18 protein-coding genes are annotated in these 22,043 nt (G+C 51.6%); 11 read left to right on the top strand and 7 right to left on the bottom strand.

Annotation, left to right across the window (positions count from 1 at the left end):
- Positions 1-15 precede the first annotated feature (15 nt).
- Together deoA and EHW56_RS14710 are read left to right on the top strand one after the other, a co-directional pair.
- Positions 16-1,347, top strand: a complete 1,332-nt coding sequence (gene deoA, locus EHW56_RS14705; RefSeq protein ID WP_046075140.1) for a thymidine phosphorylase — start codon at positions 16-18, stop codon at positions 1,345-1,347.
- 11 nt (positions 1,348-1,358) lie between these two features.
- Positions 1,359-2,579, top strand: coding sequence for a phosphopentomutase (locus EHW56_RS14710; RefSeq protein WP_077486525.1), 1,221 nt, complete (start codon positions 1,359-1,361; stop codon positions 2,577-2,579).
- Positions 2,580-2,689: 110 nt separating this feature from the next.
- On the opposite strand, the gene EHW56_RS14715 is transcribed toward EHW56_RS14710, so the two are convergent.
- Complete coding sequence (locus EHW56_RS14715) at positions 2,690-3,274, bottom strand: AhpA/YtjB family protein (protein WP_152800062.1); 585 nt, start codon at positions 3,272-3,274, stop codon at positions 2,690-2,692.
- Between the two features lie 130 nt (positions 3,275-3,404).
- On the opposite strand from EHW56_RS14715, the gene serB reads away from it, so the two are divergent.
- Complete coding sequence (gene serB / locus EHW56_RS14720) at positions 3,405-4,376, top strand: phosphoserine phosphatase (RefSeq protein ID WP_152800060.1); 972 nt, start codon at positions 3,405-3,407, stop codon at positions 4,374-4,376.
- A 141-nt stretch (positions 4,377-4,517) separates the two neighbouring features.
- On the opposite strand, the gene EHW56_RS14725 is transcribed toward serB, so the two are convergent.
- The gene (locus EHW56_RS14725; protein ID WP_046075144.1) at positions 4,518-6,875 is read right to left on the bottom strand and encodes a PilZ domain-containing protein; all 2,358 of its coding nucleotides are present in this window, start codon (positions 6,873-6,875) and stop codon (positions 4,518-4,520) included.
- A gap of 123 nt (positions 6,876-6,998) precedes the next feature.
- On the opposite strand from EHW56_RS14725, the gene radA reads away from it, so the two are divergent.
- Positions 6,999-8,375 carry a DNA repair protein RadA gene (gene radA / locus EHW56_RS14730; RefSeq protein ID WP_046075145.1) on the top strand — a complete coding sequence of 459 codons (1,377 nt, stop codon included), beginning with the start codon at positions 6,999-7,001 and terminating at the stop codon, positions 8,373-8,375.
- Positions 8,376-8,469: 94 nt separating this feature from the next.
- Here the strand turns inward: radA and EHW56_RS14735 are convergent, their stop codons facing one another.
- The 3 genes from EHW56_RS14735 to ettA form a co-directional block, all read right to left on the bottom strand.
- Positions 8,470-9,474 carry a M23 family metallopeptidase gene (locus tag EHW56_RS14735; RefSeq protein ID WP_077606451.1) on the bottom strand — a complete coding sequence of 335 codons (1,005 nt, stop codon included), beginning with the start codon at positions 9,472-9,474 and terminating at the stop codon, positions 8,470-8,472.
- Positions 9,475-9,523: 49 nt separating this feature from the next.
- The gene (locus EHW56_RS14740) at positions 9,524-9,904 is read right to left on the bottom strand and encodes a PilZ domain-containing protein (RefSeq protein WP_046075147.1); all 381 of its coding nucleotides are present in this window, start codon (positions 9,902-9,904) and stop codon (positions 9,524-9,526) included.
- Positions 9,905-10,137: 233 nt separating this feature from the next.
- Positions 10,138-11,805: an energy-dependent translational throttle protein EttA gene (ettA, locus tag EHW56_RS14745; RefSeq protein ID WP_077458796.1), complete on the bottom strand. Its 1,668-nt coding sequence runs from the start codon at positions 11,803-11,805 to the stop codon at positions 10,138-10,140.
- Between the two features lie 225 nt (positions 11,806-12,030).
- On the opposite strand from ettA, the gene sltY reads away from it, so the two are divergent.
- Both sltY and trpR read left to right on the top strand, forming a co-directional pair.
- Positions 12,031-14,046 (top strand): murein transglycosylase, encoded by a 2,016-nt coding sequence (gene sltY, locus EHW56_RS14750; RefSeq protein ID WP_227486566.1) that lies wholly within the window; start codon positions 12,031-12,033, stop codon positions 14,044-14,046.
- A 41-nt stretch (positions 14,047-14,087) separates the two neighbouring features.
- Positions 14,088-14,408 carry a trp operon repressor gene (gene trpR, locus EHW56_RS14755; protein ID WP_046075150.1) on the top strand — a complete coding sequence of 107 codons (321 nt, stop codon included), beginning with the start codon at positions 14,088-14,090 and terminating at the stop codon, positions 14,406-14,408.
- 57 nt (positions 14,409-14,465) lie between these two features.
- Here trpR and yjjX read toward each other — a convergent pair whose 3' ends face one another.
- Together yjjX and EHW56_RS14765 are read right to left on the bottom strand one after the other, a co-directional pair.
- Positions 14,466-14,981: an inosine/xanthosine triphosphatase gene (yjjX, locus tag EHW56_RS14760; RefSeq protein ID WP_046075152.1), complete on the bottom strand. Its 516-nt coding sequence runs from the start codon at positions 14,979-14,981 to the stop codon at positions 14,466-14,468.
- The gene (locus EHW56_RS14765) at positions 14,929-15,825 is read right to left on the bottom strand and encodes a sterol desaturase family protein (RefSeq protein WP_152800058.1); all 897 of its coding nucleotides are present in this window, start codon (positions 15,823-15,825) and stop codon (positions 14,929-14,931) included. Before EHW56_RS14765 ends, yjjX begins: the two co-directional genes overlap by 53 nt.
- A gap of 166 nt (positions 15,826-15,991) precedes the next feature.
- On the opposite strand from EHW56_RS14765, the gene eutB reads away from it, so the two are divergent.
- The 5 genes from eutB to EHW56_RS14790 all read left to right on the top strand — a co-directional run bounded on the left by eutB (position 15,992) and on the right by EHW56_RS14790 (position 22,043).
- Entirely contained in the window at positions 15,992-16,972 is a 981-nt protein-coding gene (eutB, locus tag EHW56_RS14770; protein ID WP_172970062.1) for a hydroxyectoine utilization dehydratase EutB, read from the top strand.
- Positions 16,973-17,010: 38 nt separating this feature from the next.
- Positions 17,011-17,958, top strand: coding sequence for a cyclodeaminase (locus EHW56_RS14775; protein WP_152800435.1), 948 nt, complete (start codon positions 17,011-17,013; stop codon positions 17,956-17,958).
- Positions 17,959-18,224: 266 nt separating this feature from the next.
- Positions 18,225-20,132, top strand: a complete 1,908-nt coding sequence (locus tag EHW56_RS14780) for a S8 family serine peptidase (RefSeq protein ID WP_216644457.1) — start codon at positions 18,225-18,227, stop codon at positions 20,130-20,132.
- A gap of 13 nt (positions 20,133-20,145) precedes the next feature.
- Positions 20,146-20,550: a hypothetical protein gene (locus EHW56_RS14785; RefSeq protein WP_046075156.1), complete on the top strand. Its 405-nt coding sequence runs from the start codon at positions 20,146-20,148 to the stop codon at positions 20,548-20,550.
- Between the two features lie 248 nt (positions 20,551-20,798).
- Complete coding sequence (locus EHW56_RS14790) at positions 20,799-22,043, top strand: dicarboxylate/amino acid:cation symporter (RefSeq protein ID WP_152800056.1); 1,245 nt, start codon at positions 20,799-20,801, stop codon at positions 22,041-22,043.

The following is a 22,043-nucleotide window of genomic DNA, read 5'->3' on the forward strand; positions in this document are numbered from 1 at the left end:
CGGTAAGGAGGAAGCATGATCTTACCTCAAGAGATTATTCGTAAAAAACGTGACAACCTTGCGTTGAGCAAACAAGAAATCTACGCGTTTATTCAAGGTGTCGCCGATGAGTCGGTCTCAGAAGGGCAAATTGCCGCGTTTGCGATGGCGATTTACTTTAATGACATGACCATGGATGAGCGAGTGGCACTGACCTGTGCGATGCGCGACTCTGGCATGACCTTAGATTGGTCTCACATGCAATTTGATGGCCCTGTGGTTGATAAGCATTCAACTGGTGGGGTGGGCGATGTCACCTCACTGATGCTGGGGCCCATGGTTGCTGCCTGTGGGGGATATGTGCCGATGATCTCAGGTCGCGGTTTGGGCCACACTGGCGGCACGCTGGACAAACTGGAATCCATTCCCGGTTATAACATCATGCCAAGCAACCAAGTGTTTGGTGATGTGACCCGCGATGCCGGTGTGGCGATCATTGGGCAAACCGGCTCATTAGCGCCTGCGGATAAACGTGTGTATGCCACCCGCGATGTAACGGCCACGGTCGACAACATATCTCTGATCACCGCGTCGATTCTGTCGAAAAAGCTGGCCGCAGGCCTGGATGCTTTGGTGATGGACGTCAAGGTTGGATCGGGTGCGTTCATGCCGACGTATGAAGACTCAGAGGCATTGGCCAAATCGATTGTAGGTGTGGCAAACGGTGCCGGCACTAAAACCAGTGCGTTGTTGACGGACATGAACCAAGTATTAGCATCGTCGGCCGGCAACGCATTAGAAGTCAAAGAAGCCGTTGACTTTTTGACCGGTCGTTACCGTAACCCACGTTTGTACAATGTGACTATGGCGCTATGCGCCGACATGTTGGTGGTCAGTGGATTGGCAACCGATGTGAATCAAGCAAAACAAAAACTGGATCAGGCACTGGATAGCGGTCGTGCTGCCGAGTGTTTTGCCAAGATGATCGCAGGACTAGGTGGCCCGGCAGATTTTGTTGAGTCGCCGGATCAATACCTCGCGACTGCATCTGTGATCAAACCTGTCTATGCCGAGCAATCAGGCATTGCCAGTGCCATGGATACACGGGCATTGGGCATGGCTATTATAGAAATAGGTGGCGGCCGTCGGGTTGCCAGCGATAAAATTGATTATGCCGTTGGGTTGAACGAAATGATTCGTCTGGGGCAACAAGTGGATGAGCACACCCCGCTCGCCATGCTCCATGCTCAGACTGAAGAGCAATGGCAACAAGCGGCGAATGCGGTGCGAGCCGCAGTGAAAGTCGCTGATGAGGCGCCGAGTGCAACACCAGACGTTTATCGTCGCATCAGCTTACAAGACGTCTAATGGAGGCGATCATGAAACGCGCAATTGTATTAGTTTTAGACTCATTTGGTATTGGCGCCACTGAAGACGCCGTCAAATTCGGTGACCAAGGTGCAAACACCTTGGGCCACATTGCTCAAGCGTGTGCGAAAGGCGAAGCGGATAATGCGGATCGTCAAGGCCCCTTGTCTTTGCCTAACATGACCAAGTTGGGCTTGGGTAAAGCGTGTGAAGAGTCGTCAGGTTACTTCCCAGAAGGCTTAGACTCACATGCAGAGATTATCGGTGCCTATGCGCACGCCAAAGAGCTATCTTCTGGTAAAGACACCCCATCTGGCCACTGGGAAATTGCTGGTGTGCCTGTGTTGTTTGACTGGGGCTACTTCTCAGACTTAACCAACAGCTTCCCGCAAGATCTGCTTGATCGCATTGTTGAGCGAGCGGGTGTACCTGGCTATCTTGGTAACTGCCATGCGTCGGGCACTCAAGTGCTGGACGATCTGGGCGAAGAGCATATGAAAACTGGGAAGCCGATTTTCTACACCTCGGCGGACTCGGTGTTCCAAATTGCGTGCCATGAGGAAACCTACGGGCTCGATAACCTGTATGAGTTGTGCCAGATCGTGCGCGAAGAGCTGGAAGACTATAACATTGGTCGCGTGATCGCCCGTCCTTTCATCGGGCCAGCGAAAGGCCAGTTTGAGCGCACCGGTAACCGCCGTGACTTGTCTGTCGAGCCACCTTCTCCTACCGTGCTCCAAAAGCTGGTGGACGAAAAAGGTGGTGATGTGATCTCGATTGGTAAGATTGCGGACATTTACGCGCACTGCGGTATCACCAAGAAAATCAAAGCCACAGGCTTAGAAGCGCTGTTTGATGCAACCAAAGACGCCATCAAAGAAGCAGGTAACAACAGCTTGGTGTTCACCAACTTTGTCGACTTTGACTCGGCGTACGGCCATCGCCGCAACGTAGCTGGCTATGCCGCGGCGTTGGAATACTTTGACCGTCGCCTACCTGAAATCATGGACATGCTTGAAGAAGACGATGTGTTATTGCTAACGGCTGACCATGGTTGCGATCCAACCTGGCCTGGCACTGATCACACCCGTGAGCATATCCCTGCACTGGTCTACGGCAAAAAAGTGCCAGCGGGCTCACTCGGTCGCCGCGAAACGTTCGCGGATATTGGTCAGTCCTTAGCGGAATACTTTGATGTATCACCAATGGATTACGGGAAGTCGTTCCTGTAACGCGTTGACCACTTCCCTAGATAAAAAGAGATGGCGAACTGCCATCTCTTTTTTTATCTCGGTTTATTGCCCTGATCGCCGTGTCTTTGCCGTTTTACCAATTTGCCGTTTTACCAAGATAAACGCGCAGAACGACGAGTGAGTATTGCCATCAATAGCGCCCCCAATAGGAGTGCGAGGCCGATGAGGAAGCGAAATTCGGTCATGTTCGATTGCAGCTGCTTTTTGGCTTCATTGATAACGGAGTGATGTTCAACGGTGAGGCGGAGAAAACCGACAATGTCGCCATCACGGCTGATTGGTGTCATCAGTTGCTGTCGTCCTTGGCTTTCCAACCCCAGCGGAGTGGTCAACCCAACGGCTGTTTCCAACGGTAAGGCGTTGGTTGAGCGCACGACAGGGCTGCCGTTGAGCTGATAGAAACTGGCATCGCGAATTAACGGCTCGGTTGCCAGCTCATCAGCCATGGCTTGTAAAGGCTGATAATTCTTATCCACTAAGGCATCATAGGCTTGCACACCCACTTGGCGGGTCATTAGCTGGGCTAATTGGTCCGTTTGCTGGTATAGCGCTTGGTACTGACGCTGGCTGAGTGTGGTGCTGTAAAGCATCAAAGTGGCAATAGTCCCCATGGTCATGAGCAAAAGACTCCACCAAGTCACCCGCCGTAGTGTTTTGCGCGAAATTGAAAACATACCTTCCTCAAAGCCAGATAAACAGAGTCAATTAGCACTGGAGCTTACTACGGTTTTTATGGTATCACAGCCTCATTGTGATTGATTCATTCACCAAGCTTGCTTGGAAACCGAAAGGAAAACATTGACCATGGATAAGGCCAAACCGTTGGCAATTCACCGTTCACCGCAACTCTACCGTCGCTTTCCTTCCATCACCACGCCGTTTTTCTCTCGCCACCGGCATGGCGGGTGGATTGTGTTTGCTAAAGCCATCGACCCCCGTCAGCTTGACGATATCCGTTTTTTTACTGGGGAGGCGCTAGAGGTCGTCGATGGATGGCGTGTCGGGCCGTATGAGGTGTTATTGATCCGCGGTGAATTGACGGCTGAACATCGCACCGTGATTGAGGCGCTCGAGCTCGACTGCGCGGACTTACAGGCCCTACCGGATTTAAGCAAACCTGGTTTGGCGGTGTTTGACATGGACTCCACCGCGATAGAAATAGAATGTATTGATGAGATTGCGGCACTCGCTGGGGTTGGAGACGCGGTGTCTGCGGTCACCGAGCGCGCCATGTTGGGCGAACTTGATTTTGAGGCAAGCTTACGTCAACGCGTGGCGGCGTTGAAAGGCGCTGACGCGGCGATACTTGAGACAGTGAAAGCGCAGTTGCCGTTGATGCCAGAAATGGCGAGCTTAGTGGCCAGTTTAAAAGCCCACGGCTGGTATGTGGCGATTGCCTCTGGCGGTTTCACCCATTTTTCTGATCATCTTCAACAGCAATTAGGCTTGGATTATGCCGTGTCGAACCAGCTTGGATGCCGTGATGGTCAACTCACCGGCGAGGTAGACGGGGCAGTGGTGGATGCGCAACGCAAAGCGGATGTGTTAACCATGTTGGCACAAAAGTACGATATCGCGCCAGAGAACACGTTGGCTGTAGGCGATGGCGCCAATGACTTGGCGATGATGGACGCTGCGGGTCTCGGCATTGCGTATCATGCGAAACCCAAAGTGAATGCGAAAGCGCAAGCTGTGGTCAAACATGCGTGGTTGGGGGGTGTGTTGTGCGTGCTCTCTGCCAGTATTCGAAATCGCATTAGTTGGCAGCCACGCTAATAGGGTAAAGGGTGTGGCACCCACTTGGTGTGGCACCCACTTGGTGTGGCACTCACTCGGTGTGGTACCCACTGGGTGCCATCCTCTCTTTGCTGTTGCCCCGGTCGATATCGTGCCGATTCATTCGTATGTCGCCTGCGGTTATCGTCCCAGGCGCATTAGCACTTCATCGGTCACATCGACCAACTCACCGTAGGCACACAAGGCAACAAATTCGTCTTCTAGCTGGCGTGCTTTGTGGGTATCGCGTTTGAGTAACGTGGATAACTGCGTGGCATCAATATCTTGTTCAGCATGGGCTAGCGGTGTCATCCGATTGCGTAGCACCGCGAATGCGCCGCCTTTTTGCGCCAACTGGATGAACTTACGCCTTGCGTCGTCTGATTCAAATTCACTATCGGCAAAGGTATGGACGGCGCGCACCTTATCATCTTGCATGTCTATCCAGACAAAGTATTCGCGCACCAGCTCTTTAAGAGGTTGCGAGGGGCGAGTGACTTCATGAGTGCGGGTGAGAATCTTGTCCCCGAACACCGGATAAAAAGACAGTTGGCGACCGCCGCCTGCGCGCTCGAGAAAACGGTGCAAACGGCTGGGTGGCAGGTTGATACCCACTGCGGGCACTGAGAGTACACCGTTGTCGCGCCGAATAAAGTAGGGTTGTACGGTTAAGCGCGTAAGCAATAATTGGTGCATGGCCCAAACCAAGGGAGGGTCGGGTAAACGCTCATCCAGCACGGTCAGTTTGTCGAGGTTGTGTTCAATCAAGCGGCGAAGGTACTGGCGACGACGGGTGTTGGGCGCTTCAGTGGTAAGCTTGAGTTGGATATTGTCTCGTTTGGGACTCACTCGAATGACTTGATACGGCATATCGACGAGAGGCGCACGAGGGTCAATATTGACAAACGCATCGAGTGATACAGACACCAAGTCATCTTTCGCACCTTGAAAAGGCTGCGCCAGTTTCAGGTTCAACCCACCCGAGGAAAAATCGACCAGTTTTCCCTTCAGCGCTCCTTGTTCTGAATGCACCAGTGATACCTCAGAGCGATAGGCATAACGTGGTTCACGACGTTGTGGTTGACGGTCAGAAGAGATGAGTTGGGCAAGACAAACTGGATTACGTTGGTGCAAAAAGCGTCGCAAGGCTTGACTGGATAACGACGGTTTGGGGTGGGTTAAATAACTCTCCTTGCTTTCGGTATGAGTCACATCTTGCACCAACGCGACATGAGTCAGGGTTTTGAGCGTATTCAGCCAATCAGGCGACACATCTTGTAGCCGTTCAATGTCACCCGCGTTAATGGCTGACATGGTCACCTTAAACACCCGCCATGAATGGCGCTTGGCACCCAGTTGCCAGAACAGGTGGCGCTCATCTTCGCTCATTTCGCTGGGCGAAGCGGAATAGAAAAAACGCTGTTTGTTTTTCTCTACATAAAAGCAATATAACAATAGCTGGCTGGTTGACGCCCCTTCCACTTGCAGCAGTGACAAGCGCTGTGCATCGAAAATATGATTAATGACAGGTTGATTGCGGCTGTCGTGCCAGTAATCCCATAGCTCTCGATTTTGCCGCGTTTGTAATACGTACTCTAACTTGTCTTGCGCAAAGTAAAGCGGTAGCACGCTGGTGTGATGCAAGAAGGATTGTTCATAGCTTTGCAGCTTGAGAGTGAGTAGCTTGTCCTCCCCATCTTGTTTGCCACGAAAGTCGGGCGAGGCCATTTCTGCATCGAGGGCCTGCTTAATCGCATCACTGCTGGTGTCAAGCCGTAAGCGTAGCCAAGCACTGCTGGTGGACTCTTTGTTTTGATCGACACCAATAATGCGATAACTCAGCCCTTGTTCCAGATCGGGGTCTTGATACTTTTGCGCCAGTGCTGTGAACCGAACGATGACTTCAGCGCTAGGCGGGTAATCGAATGCCGCGGGGACACGTACTCGGCAGCCTGAGTTAGACAAGTCGCTGGTGACCCCATGTACCTCATAGCCGGTATTCAGTGTTATTAATACTTGGGTAGCAAAATGGATGCGGCTTTCACTACGCGCTAAATAACGTCCAAAGGTGAGTTTCTCGGGTAATAATGCCGCCTGGGCGCTATCACTGACTGGGCCTTTTCCTTGTTGCTGCGTCTGCTTTTCTTGTTCGTGTTTGACGCGAAAGTTATTAGGGGTATTGTGCAAATCTTCCCACAACCCTTGAGTCATTTGCCCGTTGTATAAAGGCAAACGCTCGTAATAGCGGTTAATCGCGACATCATCCAGCCAATGCTTTTTGCCGTTGAGCTCGTATTGATGACACTCACCATCCACTTTGCCACGCAGGTCGATGGTACGGTTGCATGGCGTCATCAAACGTCTGATCTCCATTTTGATCAGAAGTTTGGCAGAGCTTGGCTCGTTGGCGGTTAGCTTATCGAGCAGCACCTCAAATTTTGGGGTTTGGGACATCGGAAGCAGTTGCTCAATCAGTCCCTGGTAATCATCCTGCTTCATGGCAAAGTCTGGTAAAGTATTGTCCTTGTATATTAACGGCACGCGTCGGAAAAAGTGTCGGAATAATTAATAAGATAGCAATCATTTTGTGAATTAGCTGACATCATACGTCTTGGAGAGCGAATGGCAAAAACAAAACGAGCCTACGTATGTAACGACTGTGGCGCGGATTTTCCCCGTTGGCAAGGGCAGTGCTCAGCCTGTGGCGCGTGGAATACCATTACAGAAGTAAGACTGGCAGCATCGCCCCAGGTCGCGCGCAATGAAAAGTATGCCGGGTATGCAGGTAGCGCAGAAGGACAAGTACAAACCCTGCAGGATATCGATTTACAAGAAGTGCCACGCCTGAGCAGTGGTTTTAAAGAGCTGGATCGTGTGCTCGGCGGGGGGATCGTCCCTGGTGCCGCTATTTTGATTGGTGGTAACCCAGGCGCGGGGAAAAGTACCTTGCTGTTGCAAACCATGGTGGGGCTCGCGCACCATTTGCCGACCTTGTACATCACAGGGGAAGAGTCATTACAGCAAGTGGCGATGCGCGCTGATCGGTTGGGGCTTGCCAAAGACCGCTTGAAGCTGTTGTCAGAAACGGGCGTAGAAACCATCTGCCAGGTGGCCAAAAAAGAACAACCGAAAATCATGGTGATTGACTCGATACAGGTGATGCATGTCGCGGATGTGCAATCCGCGCCCGGTAGCGTGTCGCAGGTGCGGGAATCTGCCGCAGCCTTGACCCGTTATGCCAAGCAACACAATGTGGCGATTTTCATGGTGGGGCATGTGACGAAAGATGGCACACTGGCTGGCCCCAAGGTGCTGGAGCACTGTATTGATTGTTCGATTTTGCTCGATGGCTCCAGTGATAGCCGTTTTCGTACGCTGCGCAGCCATAAAAACCGCTTTGGTGCGGTCAACGAACTTGGCGTGTTCGCGATGACTGGGCAGGGTTTAAAAGAGGTCAGTAACCCCTCCGCTATTTTCCTTTCACGTGGTGAGGAGCAAACCTCCGGTAGCTCGGTAATGGTGGTGTGGGAAGGCACTCGCCCTCTATTGGTAGAGTTACAAGCCTTGGTCGACTATTCACAATTGGCCAATCCACGCCGGGTGGCGGTGGGGCTAGAGCAAAACCGTCTTGCCTTACTTCTGGCCGTTTTACACAAACACGGCGGGCTGCAAATGTCTGACCAAGATGTGTTTGTTAATGTGGTTGGTGGGGTTAAAGTCACCGAAACCAGTGCCGATCTTGCCCTGCTGTTAGCGCTGATATCGAGCTTTAGGGATCGCCCGCTGCCGAGAGAGCTGGTGGTCTTTGGTGAAGTCGGCTTAGCCGGGGAGATCCGCCCTGTTCCAAGTGGGCAAGAACGTCTGATGGAAGCGGCAAAACATGGCTTTAAAAAAGCAGTCGTGCCCAAAGCAAACTTGCCGAAACAGCGTATTGAAGGGATGACGGTTTATGGCGTTAGCAAACTCTCCGATGCCCTGGATGTGTTAGAAGACTTGTAGTCGAGCGCAAGTACCATTGGCGAAGTGGTGGGCGATGGTACGGCCAGTTAACCGAACAAAGACGCTCGGTTTTATCATCGCGCGATGGCCTCCATTACATGGAGGCTTTCGTCGGTGTGGTTTGCACATCGGTCTCACGCTGCTGCGCGGTGCTCAGTGGCGGCTCAGCGTCTGGCATATTGGCGACTTGTACCTGAGTTTCGACCAAGTTTTCCACCACCGCGACTAAATGTCCCCAACTGACGCGCTTCTCGTTTTCGAGCAAGGTATCAAACTGCTCAGCACTCCACTTAATAAACCGGCGCGGGTTAAGCGCCCGTCCTAAAAAACGCACTTCGTAATGCAAATGAGGGCCAGTGGATAAACCTGTGTTGCCTGACCAAGCAATCAAGTCCCCTTTTTTCACGAATTGCCCACTGCGTACGTTGAACTTATCAAGGTGGGCGTAGAGGGTCATAAAGCCAAAGGCATGGTCTATTTTTACAAAGTTGCCATAGCCTTTGCGACGGCTGGGTCTGACATATTCCACCACGCCATCTGCGGGCGCATAAACTGGCGTACCAATGTCTGCGGTTAAGTCTAACCCCATATGGAATTTTTCTTTGCCAGTGACCGGATGCGTCCGTGAGCCATAACCGGAGGAGCGCCGATAACTCTGGATGGGTTTACCATTGGGGATGAGCTGTAGCATGGTATAGCGCACGGCAGAATTGATCGCCGCCACATCAAGCCGATGGGTCAGCGAGGCATCTTTGGCGACCGATTGTAGCCCTAACATATCTTCTACCGTCACAACGCGTTGGGTGAGAGCGGTTAGCTCGACATCTTTGTTTTCGATGGTTTGTGACAGCTCATCGCGTTTTTGTTGCAGCATGGCCACTTCGTTATTCAATGCAGCACGCTCTTCACGTAAACGGTTAACCGCGGCTTCAGCTTCAGTAGAACGCTCGGAGAGTAAATAGAGGCTGGCGAAGGTCACGGTGAGAACGGCCAGCAATACCAACGCCAACGTCTGCACTACCTTTTTGCGGGTAGGGCAAAGCGTATAATGCTTCACACCGTTTGGGTGTGAGATGGCGATGTGGATGTGATCTGTCATGACTGGTTACTGCTGGCCTGCGTTTGGTACCGCCCATGACGACACGGAACTAAGACTCGGGCTCCGTCATAGGGTCGGTCAACTGCGCTAGCTCGCGATGAAGGAGCTCATCGTTGCCAACGTTAAGTTCAACAAGCCTTTTTAAATGACTGGCACTATCAATGTCAATGTGATCAATATAAAGATGGAGGTAATTCTCGCAGTTATTGACGAGAATGCAGTCCATGTCTAATTCTACGTCAGAGTCATGCAGATAAAAGATCAGCGAAAACGTTGTCTGTTGTGGGTTGGCTTGCCAATTATCTGGGCGAGACAAAAGCACCCCTTTCAAAGAAAGGTCGAGTACATGTGCGTGCCACGACTGTTCATTTTGCTTGAGTATCGCGGGGGCACGATACATCACGCGGGAAAATTTTCTACGCTCTGGCATGATCGCATCTCCTCATTCCTTTGCTTAAAGTGTAGGCGATGCATGGCGGGCGACCTAATAATCTGTGTGGGCGTATCGATTCTGAAACATTTTTTGATGTCTTGGCGTTATTAAACGGATGGAATGCGGTTTGTGAGTGGGGAAGTTGGCCATATGACTGCGAGGGCGTGAGGCGCCTATTACATCGCCCCGAAAGAAAAAGGGCAGCGTTGGCTGCCCTCATGGGTGCGGCGTTACTTGGCAACGCGCTTGTATTTGATGCGGTGTGGCTCAGCCGCTTGTGCGCCCAGCGTTTTCTTCAACCAATCAGTGTATTCGGCAAAGTTACCTTCGAAGAAGTTCACTTGGCCTTCATCACGATAGTCAAGAATGTGGGTGGCGATACGGTCAAGGAACCAGCGGTCGTGCGAGATAACCATCGCGCAGCCTGGGAACTCAAGCAGAGCTTCTTCCAAGGCGCGTAGGGTTTCAACGTCCAGATCGTTGGTTGGCTCATCGAGAAGCAGTACGTTTCCGCCTGCTTTCAATAGCTTAGCCAGGTGGACGCGGTTGCGTTCACCGCCGGACAAATCGCCGATACGTTTTTGTTGATCGCTTCCTTTGAAGTTAAAGCGAGAGACATAAGCACGCGCAGGCAATTCAAAGTTATTGATGCGAATGATATCGGCACCTTCCGAGATCTCATCGTAAACGGTTTTGTTGTCGTCCATACTGTCACGGAACTGATCCACCGAGGCCAATTGCACGGTGTCACCAACCTCTACTGTGCCCGCATCCGGTGTTTCGGTACCACTGAGCATTTTGAACAGTGTTGATTTACCCGCACCATTGGGGCCAACGATACCGACGATAGCGCCTTTTGGAACGCTAAACGACAGATCGTCAATCAAGACGCGATCACCAAACGACTTGGTTAGGTTGTTAACTTCAATGACTTTATCACCAAGGCGTGGGCCCGGTGGGATAAATAGTTCATTGGTCTCGTTACGGCGTTGGTAATCGGAGGTGTTAAGCTCTTCAAAGCGTGCCATACGCGCTTTTGATTTGGCTTGACGGCCTTTCGGGTTTTGACGTACCCACTCAAGCTCTTTCTCAATGGTTTTCTGGCGGGCTTTTTCTTGTGAGGCTTCTTGCTTCAAGCGGACATCTTTTTGCTCAAGCCACGATGAGTAGTTGCCTTCCCAAGGGATGCCTTCACCACGGTCAAGCTCAAGGATCCAACCAGCAGCGTTATCGAGGAAGTAGCGATCGTGCGTAATCGCCACAACCGTGCCGGTATAGTCGACCAAGAAACGCTCTAGCCATGCCACTGATTCGGCATCCAAGTGGTTGGTTGGCTCATCGAGTAGCAGCATATCGGGCTTCTCGAGTAGCAAACGACAAATCGCCACACGGCGGCGCTCGCCCCCAGACAGGTTTTTGATTTGTGCATCCCACTCGGGCAGACGCAGGGCATCGGCCGCACGCTCTAACGCATTATCAAGGTTATGGCCATCTTTGGCTTGTATCAGTGCTTCAAGCTCACCTTGCTCTTGCGCCAAGGCGTCGAAGTCGGCGTCAGGATCGGCATAGGCCGCATAGACAGCGTCGAGACGCGTCAATGCATCCTTCACATCCGAGACCGCTTCTTCAACGGTTTCACGCACGGTTTTGTCTTCGTCTAGCGCAGGCTCTTGCGGGAGGTAGCCAATTTTAATGCCTGGTTGCACACGGGCTTCACCCTCAATCTCGGTATCGATACCGGCCATGATGCGCAATAGACTCGATTTACCGGCCCCGTTGAGGCCTAGCACCCCAATTTTGGCGCCTGGGAAGAAACACAAAGAAATATCTTTAAGAATTTGGCGCTTAGGTGGCACGATCTTGCTCACCCGCGACATGGTATATACGTACTCAGCCATTTCTGCTCACGCTAATTGTTGTGGTGTAAAAGACGCTATTCTAACGTTAACTTTGCCAAGTTTAACAGTGATTGTCATATTCGCTGGGTAATATAGCCCATGGGCGGCAAACCATTTGCCACAGCGCGAGGGAATTTGCTGATGGGATTGTTGTCTATTCGTTGTCACACAGTTTGGATGTGACACATTCGTCACGGTGTTAATTGATTAGGAGCGACCTTTAACATGGAACGATTCATCGCTTTGTCCGGGCCTTTGCGCAATGCATCTTACGCAGCGCGTCGTGGTGTCCGTGCCTTCTCCCGTTCACTGCGACCCGTACTTATTCTATGGGTTCTAGGGGCCGCTTTTTCTCCTTCTCTCACGCTGGCGTCGGCCAGTCCAGACAGTGGGCAAATGACGCCTGCACAGCGTCAATATGAGGCGGCCATTGATGCGATTGAGCGTGGTGAATTACGTCAATTTCGCCGCCTCAAAGCCAAGTTGCGCGATTATCCACTTTATCCATATTTAGATTATCGTGATTTTACTCGCAACCTTGCAGAAAAGTCGCATGACTCGGTGACGAACTTTATTCAGCGTTACACCACTATGCCGTTTGCTAATAGTTTGCGCGCCGATTACCTCACACTATTAGCAGATCGAAAAGATTGGGCAACCTTGGTCGCTTTCCAACCCGATGTGCCAAGGGGAGAGCGTTATCAATGTCAGTATTACTATGCTCACAGCCAAGTTGGTAACCGTGCGTTGGCGCGCAGTGGTGCCAAGTCTCTGTACTTATCCGGTCAATCGGTCGACAGTGCATGTGACCCCTTGTTTGATTACCTCTCCGAGCAAAAGCAACTCACTGGTGATTTAATCTTACAGCGGATGTTGCTGACCTTTGAAGGGCGCAATCGCAGTTTAATGCGTTACCTACAAGGACAACTTCCCGACACCCACCAAGCGACGGGAAAGCAAATCATTGATCTTTACGACAAGCCTGATCAAGTCGCTGACTTTTCCAAGCGAAGCAAAGTGACCCCCTTTAACCAAACGCTTACTCGTCTCGCGTTTGAGCGACTGGCGCGCAAAGACGAAGCACAAGCCATTCGTCATTTCCGCCGCACCGTAGAAGGGCAACATTACGATAAGGATGAACGACAAGCCATTGCCGATTATCTTATTGGCCAATTGATGAATGACGATGAGCCTGCATTGGCTGCGTGGCGCGATCGTATGCTGAGACAAAGCGACGATGATGGTCTGCTCGAGCGACGGTTTCGCTTGGCGCTGGTGGAGGGTGATTGGCACGTATTGAATCAATGGCTTTCACTGCTCAGTGATGAGGCGAAACAGTCATTAAAATGGCGATATTGGCAGGCGCGAATTCAATTAGAGCTTGGCGACAGTCACGCGGCGAACCAGGCGTTTGAAACCATGTTGGGTGAGCGTAATTTTTACAGTGTGGCTGCCGCTCAGCACCTGGAAAAGCCGATTCATATCCCTTCGCGTACCGCCGTGTTAAAAGAGGCGGGACTGATGCCTGTCAATGATGTGCTGGCGCGAGTCGATGAGCTGATTGCGCTTGATAAAATCTACGCGGCTAAGCGCGAGTGGTATTATGTGTTGCAGCGCGCCAGTGATGAGCAAATTGCGCTACTGGCCGCCTATGCCAATAAACAGCATTGGTATCATCTCGCGGTACAAGCCACCATCGCTGGAAAAATGTGGGATCACTTGTCGTTGCGTTTTCCGCTTGCCCATCAGTGGTGGTTTGAATTTTTCAGTCGCGAGCGCGGGGTGGATAAAACCACATTGATGGCGCTATCACGCCAAGAAAGTGCTTTTTTCACTCGTGCGGTCTCTCACGTGGGTGCAAGAGGATTAATGCAATTGATGCCGCGTACGGCACGTGAAACCTCTCGTCGATTAGGGTTCGATTATCAAGGGCCGGCCAGTCTTAGCGATCCTGGCGTGAATATTCGCTTGGGCAGTGGCTACTTGAAAATGATGCTTGATCGCTTCGATAGCAATCGCGTTCTCGCTTTTGCGGCATACAATGCCGGACCACATCGAGTGAGTCGTTGGCTGGCACGTTCGAAAGGGCACATGGATGCCATTGCCTTTATCGAGTCGATCCCGTTTTATGAAACGCGCCATTATGTGCAGAACGTGTTGATGTTCGATATTTACTATCGCCAACTTTTAGGTGAGCCCGTGCAATTTTTGCGAGCCCACGAGTTGGCACAGCGTTATTAATGTTACAATCGCGACCATCACGTAAAGAGCGAGAGGAACCCATGTCGCAATCGCCTGCATTTTCTGGTTGGCAAGATGTTATCGCGCTAGTGCGCCGTGCTGGACAAGATGATAATGATGATGCCTTGTTGACGGCGTTACTGACCCCCGATGAGCGAGATACCTTGGTGGCCCGGATTAATATCTTGCATGAGTTGTTAGAAGGAAGAATGAGTCAGCGCCAGTTGAGTCAATTGCTAGGCGTGGGGATCGCGACCGTGACACGCGGCTCTAATGAGTTAAAGCGGATGGATGACGAAACCAAAAACTGGCTGGCTGATTTATTGAAACGTGAAGCTGAACAGTCCACCTCATCGACCTAATCAACAAAGCCTTAAATAGACAAACAACGGCGCCACAGGGCGCCGTTGTTATTGGTGTTAGCGATACAAGTGTGGGTGCATAAACGGAATCAGCGCCATGATTAGCGCTTGATGGTAAACGCTTGAACGTGTAAGCCGATGCCCGGTGAGCATGCCAATGGCTCCCCCTTTTTGTTTTACATTTTCAGTGGCAAACATTCTGTCCATCACATCGCCAAGCTCTTCGCCTTGATGGAGAGCGTCTAACGCCTCTTGCGGCAGAGGCAGTGAGGCTGAGCACGCCTCGCCTTGCGTTGTCCCATCATCTATCACCATCCAAGCAAAGGTATGTTGGCCGTCTAAGCCGGCTTCTACTCCGACGTAAAAGTCTCCGTCATACTCCGCTTTGGCGTGACGAACGCGGTTACAGGCACCGGCATAGGTCTCTTGCGCGGTCATTGGTTGCTCTGCGACACCACTGGCAACGGAAACGCCCGTAAAGGTGAAAAGGGTATCGGGAAAAGCGTCACGAAAGGCGGCTTCAACGGCGGATAGTTTCGCGGGATTTTTGGATGTGACGATCACCTGGTTCATGCGCCCAGCGCTCCTTTTTATTCTGATAGGCGCGCTGCAGTATACGCCAACGGAGAGGTAAACGCAGCATTCCCCAAACACGACTAGCGTCCGTCGCTTGGCCGACTTCGTTTAGACCAATTCGCATGCCTTGATGCCCTTTACGTGGCTGTGGCACATAGCTATTAAACCAGCGATCCCAGCACGATAAATTAAAGCCGTAGTTAGCGTTACACTCATGAAACCGGGTGGAGTGATGCACGCGGTGCATATCTGGCGTGACGATAACGCGACGCAGCCAAGCGTCTAGACGCTTGGGGAGGCGCACATTACTGTGATTGAACATTGCCATCCCGCTGAGTAGCGTTTCAAACACGATCACGGCGACAACAGGTGCACCCAGTAGCGCGACTAACACGCACTTAATGGCCATCGACAGCCAAATTTCCACCGTGTGGAATCGCGCGCCTGTCGTGACATCAATGTCCATATCGGCATGATGGACTAGGTGCAGCCGCCACAACCATGGTATCTGGTGGAAGAGTTTGTGTTGGTACCAAATCGCCATATCCATCACAACTAATGTGACGAGAACCGCGATCCATTCAGGGAGCGAAAACTGATTAAAAATACCAAAACCAGAGGCGGCGGCAAGACTGGCCGCGCCCACCGCAGAAACCGGGGCGAGTACACGTAGCGTAAGAGTATTAAATACAGTCAGTAAGATATTACCGGACCAGCGTTCTCGCCGCGTCCGAGTCAGTTTGCGTTTTGGCCAGCGCCACTCGGCGACAAGCATCACCACAAGGACGGCAACGAAAAGGCTGAGTCTAAAGCCGGCTTCGTGCGCTTCAATCCAATTCATAAGTACTCCTTATCCGCTTGTAGTTTACGCGATAAGTACGTGTAACGTTTCATTTCACGGCGAAAATAGTGGGTTGGATCCTCAGCGATTGGGCAACTAATCTGTTTACTAGCCGTGCTGTATTTCTCCGCGCTAACTGACCAAGCAACGCGAACTAGGAGGGAGTGTGTCACCGAGCTTGCATGATGTATACCTTGCCCGCCAAGCGATACAAGCCGTGGCGGCGCGCACACCGCTTGTTTATTCCCCGATGCTGTCTCAGCGTTATCATGCCCAAATCTGGCTCAAGCTCGAAACAAGTCAGCCGACGGGTGCGTTTAAGTTACGAGGCGCGACCTATGCATTGAGTCGGTTGCCCAAGGCGCTGCGTGAGCGTGGTGTGATCACCTGCTCGACAGGCAACCATGGCCGTGCACTTGCCTATGCGGCCAAGCAGCTTGGGATCCCGGCGACCGTATGTCTCTCTTCGTTGGTGCCTAACAATAAAGTGGACGCTGTTAAAGCAATGGGCGCGCGAGTGTGGGTAGTGGGTCGCTCGCAGGATGAAGCCGAACAAGCCGCGCTTGAGGCCGTTTCGCGTGATGGTTTGTGCTATATCCCTCCCTTTGACCATCCCGATATTATTGCCGGCCAAGGGACCATTGGGCTTGAGATCCTCGAAGATGCGCCAGATGTTGATGTGATTGCTGCGGGCTTGTCGGGGGGCGGCTTGGTGGGAGGAATTGGCTTAGCGGCGCGTACCATCGCCCCATATATCGACCTGATTGGCATTTCCATTCGAGACGGGGCCGCAATGCATGAAAGCATCATAGCGGGGAAGCCAGTAGCTGTGCCTGAATCTGAATCGTTGGCAGATAGCCTCGGGGGAGGCATTGGCCTTAATAACCAATATACCTTTGCCCTGGTGCCCCAAGTGATGACGCAACATTATCAAGTGGATGAAGCGTATATCGCCCGTGCAATGATCGATATGTGGCAGTGCGAAAATAGGTGGGTAGAAGGTGCCGCGGTAGTGGGATTGGCCGCTGCGCGTCAACACCAGTTAGATTGGCAGGACAAGAAAGTGGTGATCGTGGTCAGTGGAAACAATGTGTCAACCGACACCCTAGCAGCGGTCACAGCATTAAGTGAGCAGGTGTGTCCTTAGCTCGTCGTTGAATCTTGATGCGTGTCAAAGGAGCCCGTATGCAGTTATATCACCGTCAGCAAATCGAATCTGTCGCCACGTTTAATCGGCACAGTCTCAGCGTGATTGAAAATGCGTTCAGTGCTTTAGGGCGTGGCGAGGTAACTATGCCACCAGTGTTAAGCATGGCCATTCACGAGCACAACGGCGAAGTTGATGTGAAAACCGCTCACATTCAAGGTGCTGAGCGGTTTGCGATTAAAGTCAGTCCCGGCTTTTTCGACAATCCGTCGATAGGTTTGCCGAGCCTCAATGGTTTAATGGTGGTTTTCTCGGCGTCTACCGGTGTAGTGGACGCCGTGCTGTTTGATGAAGGGTATCTCACGGATGTACGCACGGCACTCGCGGGGGCGTTAGGTGCCAAGTATTGCGCGCGTGATAATGCCAAAACGGTCACTGTATTAGGCGCGGGCACGCAAGCAAGGTTGCAAGTGGTCGCGCTGAAACTGGTTAGAGAAATAGACACGGTTCATGTTTGGGCGCGAGACAGTGCACAAGCAAAGCGGTATCAAGCGGAGGTTGAAGCTCAGCTGGGGGTGCGAGTGCTCCTCCACCAAGATGTGGCGCAGGCTTGTCAACAGGCCGATATTATTGTTACCACGACGCCGGCTAAACAGCCGATTTTGCATTGGCAAGATATTCCTCAGGGTGCCCATGTCACGGCAATGGGCTCGGATAGCGCAGAGAAGCGCGAGCTTGATCCTCATATTTTACACAATGCGGATTGGGTGCTGGTGGATAGACGTGCTCAGTCGGAGGTGCTGGGTGAGCTTAAAGGGCTGGCACTGTCACGATGTGTGGAAGAATTAGGAAACACAGTGGCATCGGGGCGTCCCATTGCGCGAAGTGATGCGGCGATCACCGTGTGCGATTTAACAGGGACAGGGGTACAGGATACCGCGATTGCAAATTATGTGGTCAGTGAATTGTGTAAGACGGAGGGGTGACCCAGTGATTGATGCTGTCTTATAAAACAAAAAGGTATAACTTATTACATAATAAGTGTTTTCCACTTCACATTCCTTGCATGCCTATGTAACAAAGAGGTTAATTTTTGCAGGTTTTGTTCAACTAATCAGATCTTGTGCTCTAAAAATTAGGCATAAGATCACGTTTCTTGTAATAGCCTGTTTCTATTGAGGTTGTTTCTTTTTACTAATGATGGGTCTCTCATAATTGAGACACGTCTAGTTAGTGTAAAAAGGAATGATAAATGCACAAACACAGCTCTCTTGCGCTGATTATCGGCGCACTATTTCATACCTCAGGGGTATGGGCGATGGCCCAAGTGCCAGATCCTGTCGATCCTCCTACCGATCCAGACCCACAAGCTTGTGTCTCACTGGTTGGCAATAATAGCATCGATGGCAGCCGTACCAGTGAAGAGCGTTGCTTGCCCGGTGACGATCCCTTTACGGCCGAACAATGGCATTTGCTTAACCGTGGTCAAAATGCCTTTGCTCGCGAAGGAGGCCAACCTGGCAATGACCTCAACGTATGGTTAGCCCATCGTCAAGAAGTGCTTGGACAAAACGTTAACGTCGCCGTCGTCGATGATGGGTTAGAAATTGCGCATCCCGATCTGGCCGCTAACGTCCGCGCTGGAAAGTCCTATGACTTTGTAGAGCGTGATGATGATCCTACACCGGAGGGGTGGAGCAGTCGCAATACTGCCCATGGTACGTCGGTCGCGGGGATTATCGCGGCGGTTCGTGATAATGGTATTGGTGGGATGGGGGTTGCACCGCTTGCTAACCTGCAAGGCTATAACTATCTCGAATACCAAAGCCAGAATGCGTGGGAAATCAGCCATGGTCGCGAAGGCTACTCGGATGATGTCCGCGTGTTTAACCAAAGCTATGGCGGCTCTGGTATCCGTAGTTATCCTTACAGTGATGATCCGATGAGTTATGATGGCCGTCAAAACGCCCAGTACAAAAAAATGAGCACGGAAGCCTTTGGCGGACTTGGCGCAGTTTTCATCAAATCAGCGGGAAATGGTTATAAGCGTACCTCATTTAATCGTGAGCGCTTCCGTCCAGCGGACGATAACCATGGGTTACCGTGGCAAAACAGCAACCAATCATCCAGTAATGCGAATTACTGGAACGTGACGGTGAGTGCGTTGAATGCCGATGGTGAGCGTTCATCCTATTCCTCAGTAGGCAGCAGCGTCTTCTTGACCGCGCCGGGGGGCGAGTATGGGACCGATAAACCGGCGCATATCACCACAGATTTGACCGGTTGTACCATGGGCTATAACCGCGACGATCGTATTCCTTATGATTCACACGATCTACACGGTGGGACAGAGATAGACAACACCTGTGATTTCAACAGTGTGATGAATGGTACGTCTTCTGCAGCGCCAAATACCTCAGGGGCATTTGCGTTGATGATGTCAGCCTATCCAAATCTGTCGCAGCGCGATATTCGCCACTTATTGGCGACAACCGCGACACGCGTGGATGCAGACGATGCCGATGTTCTTTTAACCTATCAAACGGCACTTGGTGGCGAGCGCACGGTGACTGGCCTAGAAGGTTGGAAGCAAAATGCCGCGGGGCGCTGGTATAGCCCAACCTATGGATTTGGTTTGATTGATGTTAATGCGGCACTCGAAGCCGCGAAGACATATCAGCCACTTCCTGCACAAGTGTTCACCGATTGGGCGTGGTCATATCACAACCAAGAGGGTGATACCGGGTTAGCGATTGCGGATGCCGGGTCGGTGGCGACAGCAGACAGTGTGCAAGTCGCTGATAACCTCACTATCGAGGCGGTACAAGTGCGGACTTCGATCGAACACAGCCGTATGTCTGATCTGCTCATCGAGTTAGAGTCGCCCGCAGGGACTCGGAGTGTATTGATGTCTCCACGCAATAGCATGCTATCGAATACGCTAGATAGCACCTACCCAGAAGGCTTTACTGACCACTTGATGCTCAGCCATAAGTTCAATGGTGAAGTATCGCAAGGGCAATGGACACTCTACGTCACAGATACAGACGGCAAGACGCGTCAATACAGCCTAGGGGGTGAGGTGAAGTCGATGGCGAATAACAGCGTGAATGGTAAATTGACGCAATGGTCACTGCGTGTCATTGGTCACCGTGGTTAATAGGAGACGAAGTATGAAAAAATTAATGATAGCCCTCGCCGTCATGGGTATCAGCCTTGGTGTAAGCGCAGGCACGGTACAGCTAAATGGCAAAGATTATGTGGTCGTCGAAACCGACAGCAACGCGCGTAATATGAGTGGCGAGCAAATGGGTGTCATGGTCGGCGATAAAGTCGCTGTATCGGCACAAAGCACACCATTAACGGTCACTGGCTCGATTTTGGTCAAAGTCAGTGAGGCAAGCGCTAGCCAGCTCGCACAAAAATACGGCCTCGACTTTGTCAGTTACCTTGATGGCGTGGCGTTGCTGGAAGCGACCCCAGGCACCAATGTTGCTGAGTTAGAAAAAGCGTTGAACCAAGAGTTAGAGACCCCTGTTAACCTTGAGCTCAATCCGCAAAATCAGCGTCCCCAATAAGCAAAAATAGTGCTTATCAACAAGCCCGTCTTTTTAGGCGGGCTTTTTATCATTGTCTGTCCCCATTTTGTAGCGAAAAGTGTGGCCAAACTTTCCAACCAACCATTTTGTTACTAGATATTCCAGATTGTTCATAATTTTTACATGAGCCCAGTCTGACAGCTTGGTATGCTTTATCGCTTCTTGGCGCCAAAAAAATAGACAAATCATCATTATGCAGCTGCAATGCTGCCAGTAGGGAAAAGACAATGTGGAAAACCCTTAGACATTCTTTGCCATTGCAAATTGCGGTGGCGGCCGCACTAGCTTGGCTGGTGGGCACGGTATTCGGCCCCATTGAAAACGCAGAGCAGACCACTTGGTATCCACTGCTTATGCTCGCCAAGGTCAGTTATATCGGTCTACTCAAAGCCGTGGTCGGTGTGATGGTATTGCTCTCGCTACTGGAAGGGATCAGTAATATTGGCAATGTGGTTCGCCTTAAGCGCCTTGGTGGTGCAACACTTTTGTTTTACGGTTTTACCACTACCATCGCGATCACCATTGGTCTTGGCGCAGCGCTGATGATGCCCGAGTGGCAACCGCTCACCAATGCACCGCCTGTGGATGAGAGCATTAGCTTTATCAACCAAGAGGCTGCGGGAGCCGGAGCCATTGCCACCAAACTTATCAATATGGCGTTGGTGAATCCATTTGCCGCGGTGACTCAGGGTAACCTTTTGGCGATTGTGGTGTTCACCATTTTGTTCGGCATTTCGCTGATTGTCGCACTGCCAGAGTCGCACCCATTATTCGAGACCATTCGCGGGCTGAATAAAGGCATTAACACTATGGTGGCAGGGATTATCAAGCTGGCGCCGTTTGCGGTGTTTGCAATTGTTTTCCAATTCTCCCATCAAGGGGATAACGATCTATTTGGCCAGTTATTCAGTTTCGCCGCCCTGGTGTTTGGACTTACGATGGTTCATGCAGTGATCGTGTTGCCGCTTATTGCACGCGTTGCTGGTGGCATTGGCTTTGTGAGCCTGTTTCGCGCCATTTCTGCACCGCTGGCGATGGCGTTTGCCACCTCATCCAGTGCTGCGACACTGCCCGTCTCGATGCAGGCTGCCAAAGACGAGCTCAAGGTTACCCCGTCGACCGCGAGCATGGTCTTGCCGTTAGGCGCGGTGATGAACATGGATGGCACCGCGTTATTTGAAGGCATTGCTGCAGTGTTCTTGGCACAACTGTTCGGGATTGATCTGTCAATGACCGGCATTGTGATGATCTTCATTATGGCGATGGTTTCGTCGGTAGGCGCGCCGGGCATGCCGTCAGGCTCGATGTCGGGTATGCAGTTGGTGTTGCTGGCTGCGGGTATTCCACTGGAAGCCATTGCTATTTTGCTGATCATTGAGCGCCCACTCGACACCTTCCGTACTGCGGTCAATGTGCAAGGCGATTTGATTGGTGCCACGGTGATTGATAAGTGGCAAAAGCGTGCGAGTTAA

It is taken from the genome of Salinivibrio sp. VGrn1 (assembly GCF_009377995.1).
GTDB classification, from domain to species: Bacteria; Pseudomonadota; Gammaproteobacteria; order Enterobacterales; family Vibrionaceae; genus Salinivibrio; species Salinivibrio siamensis.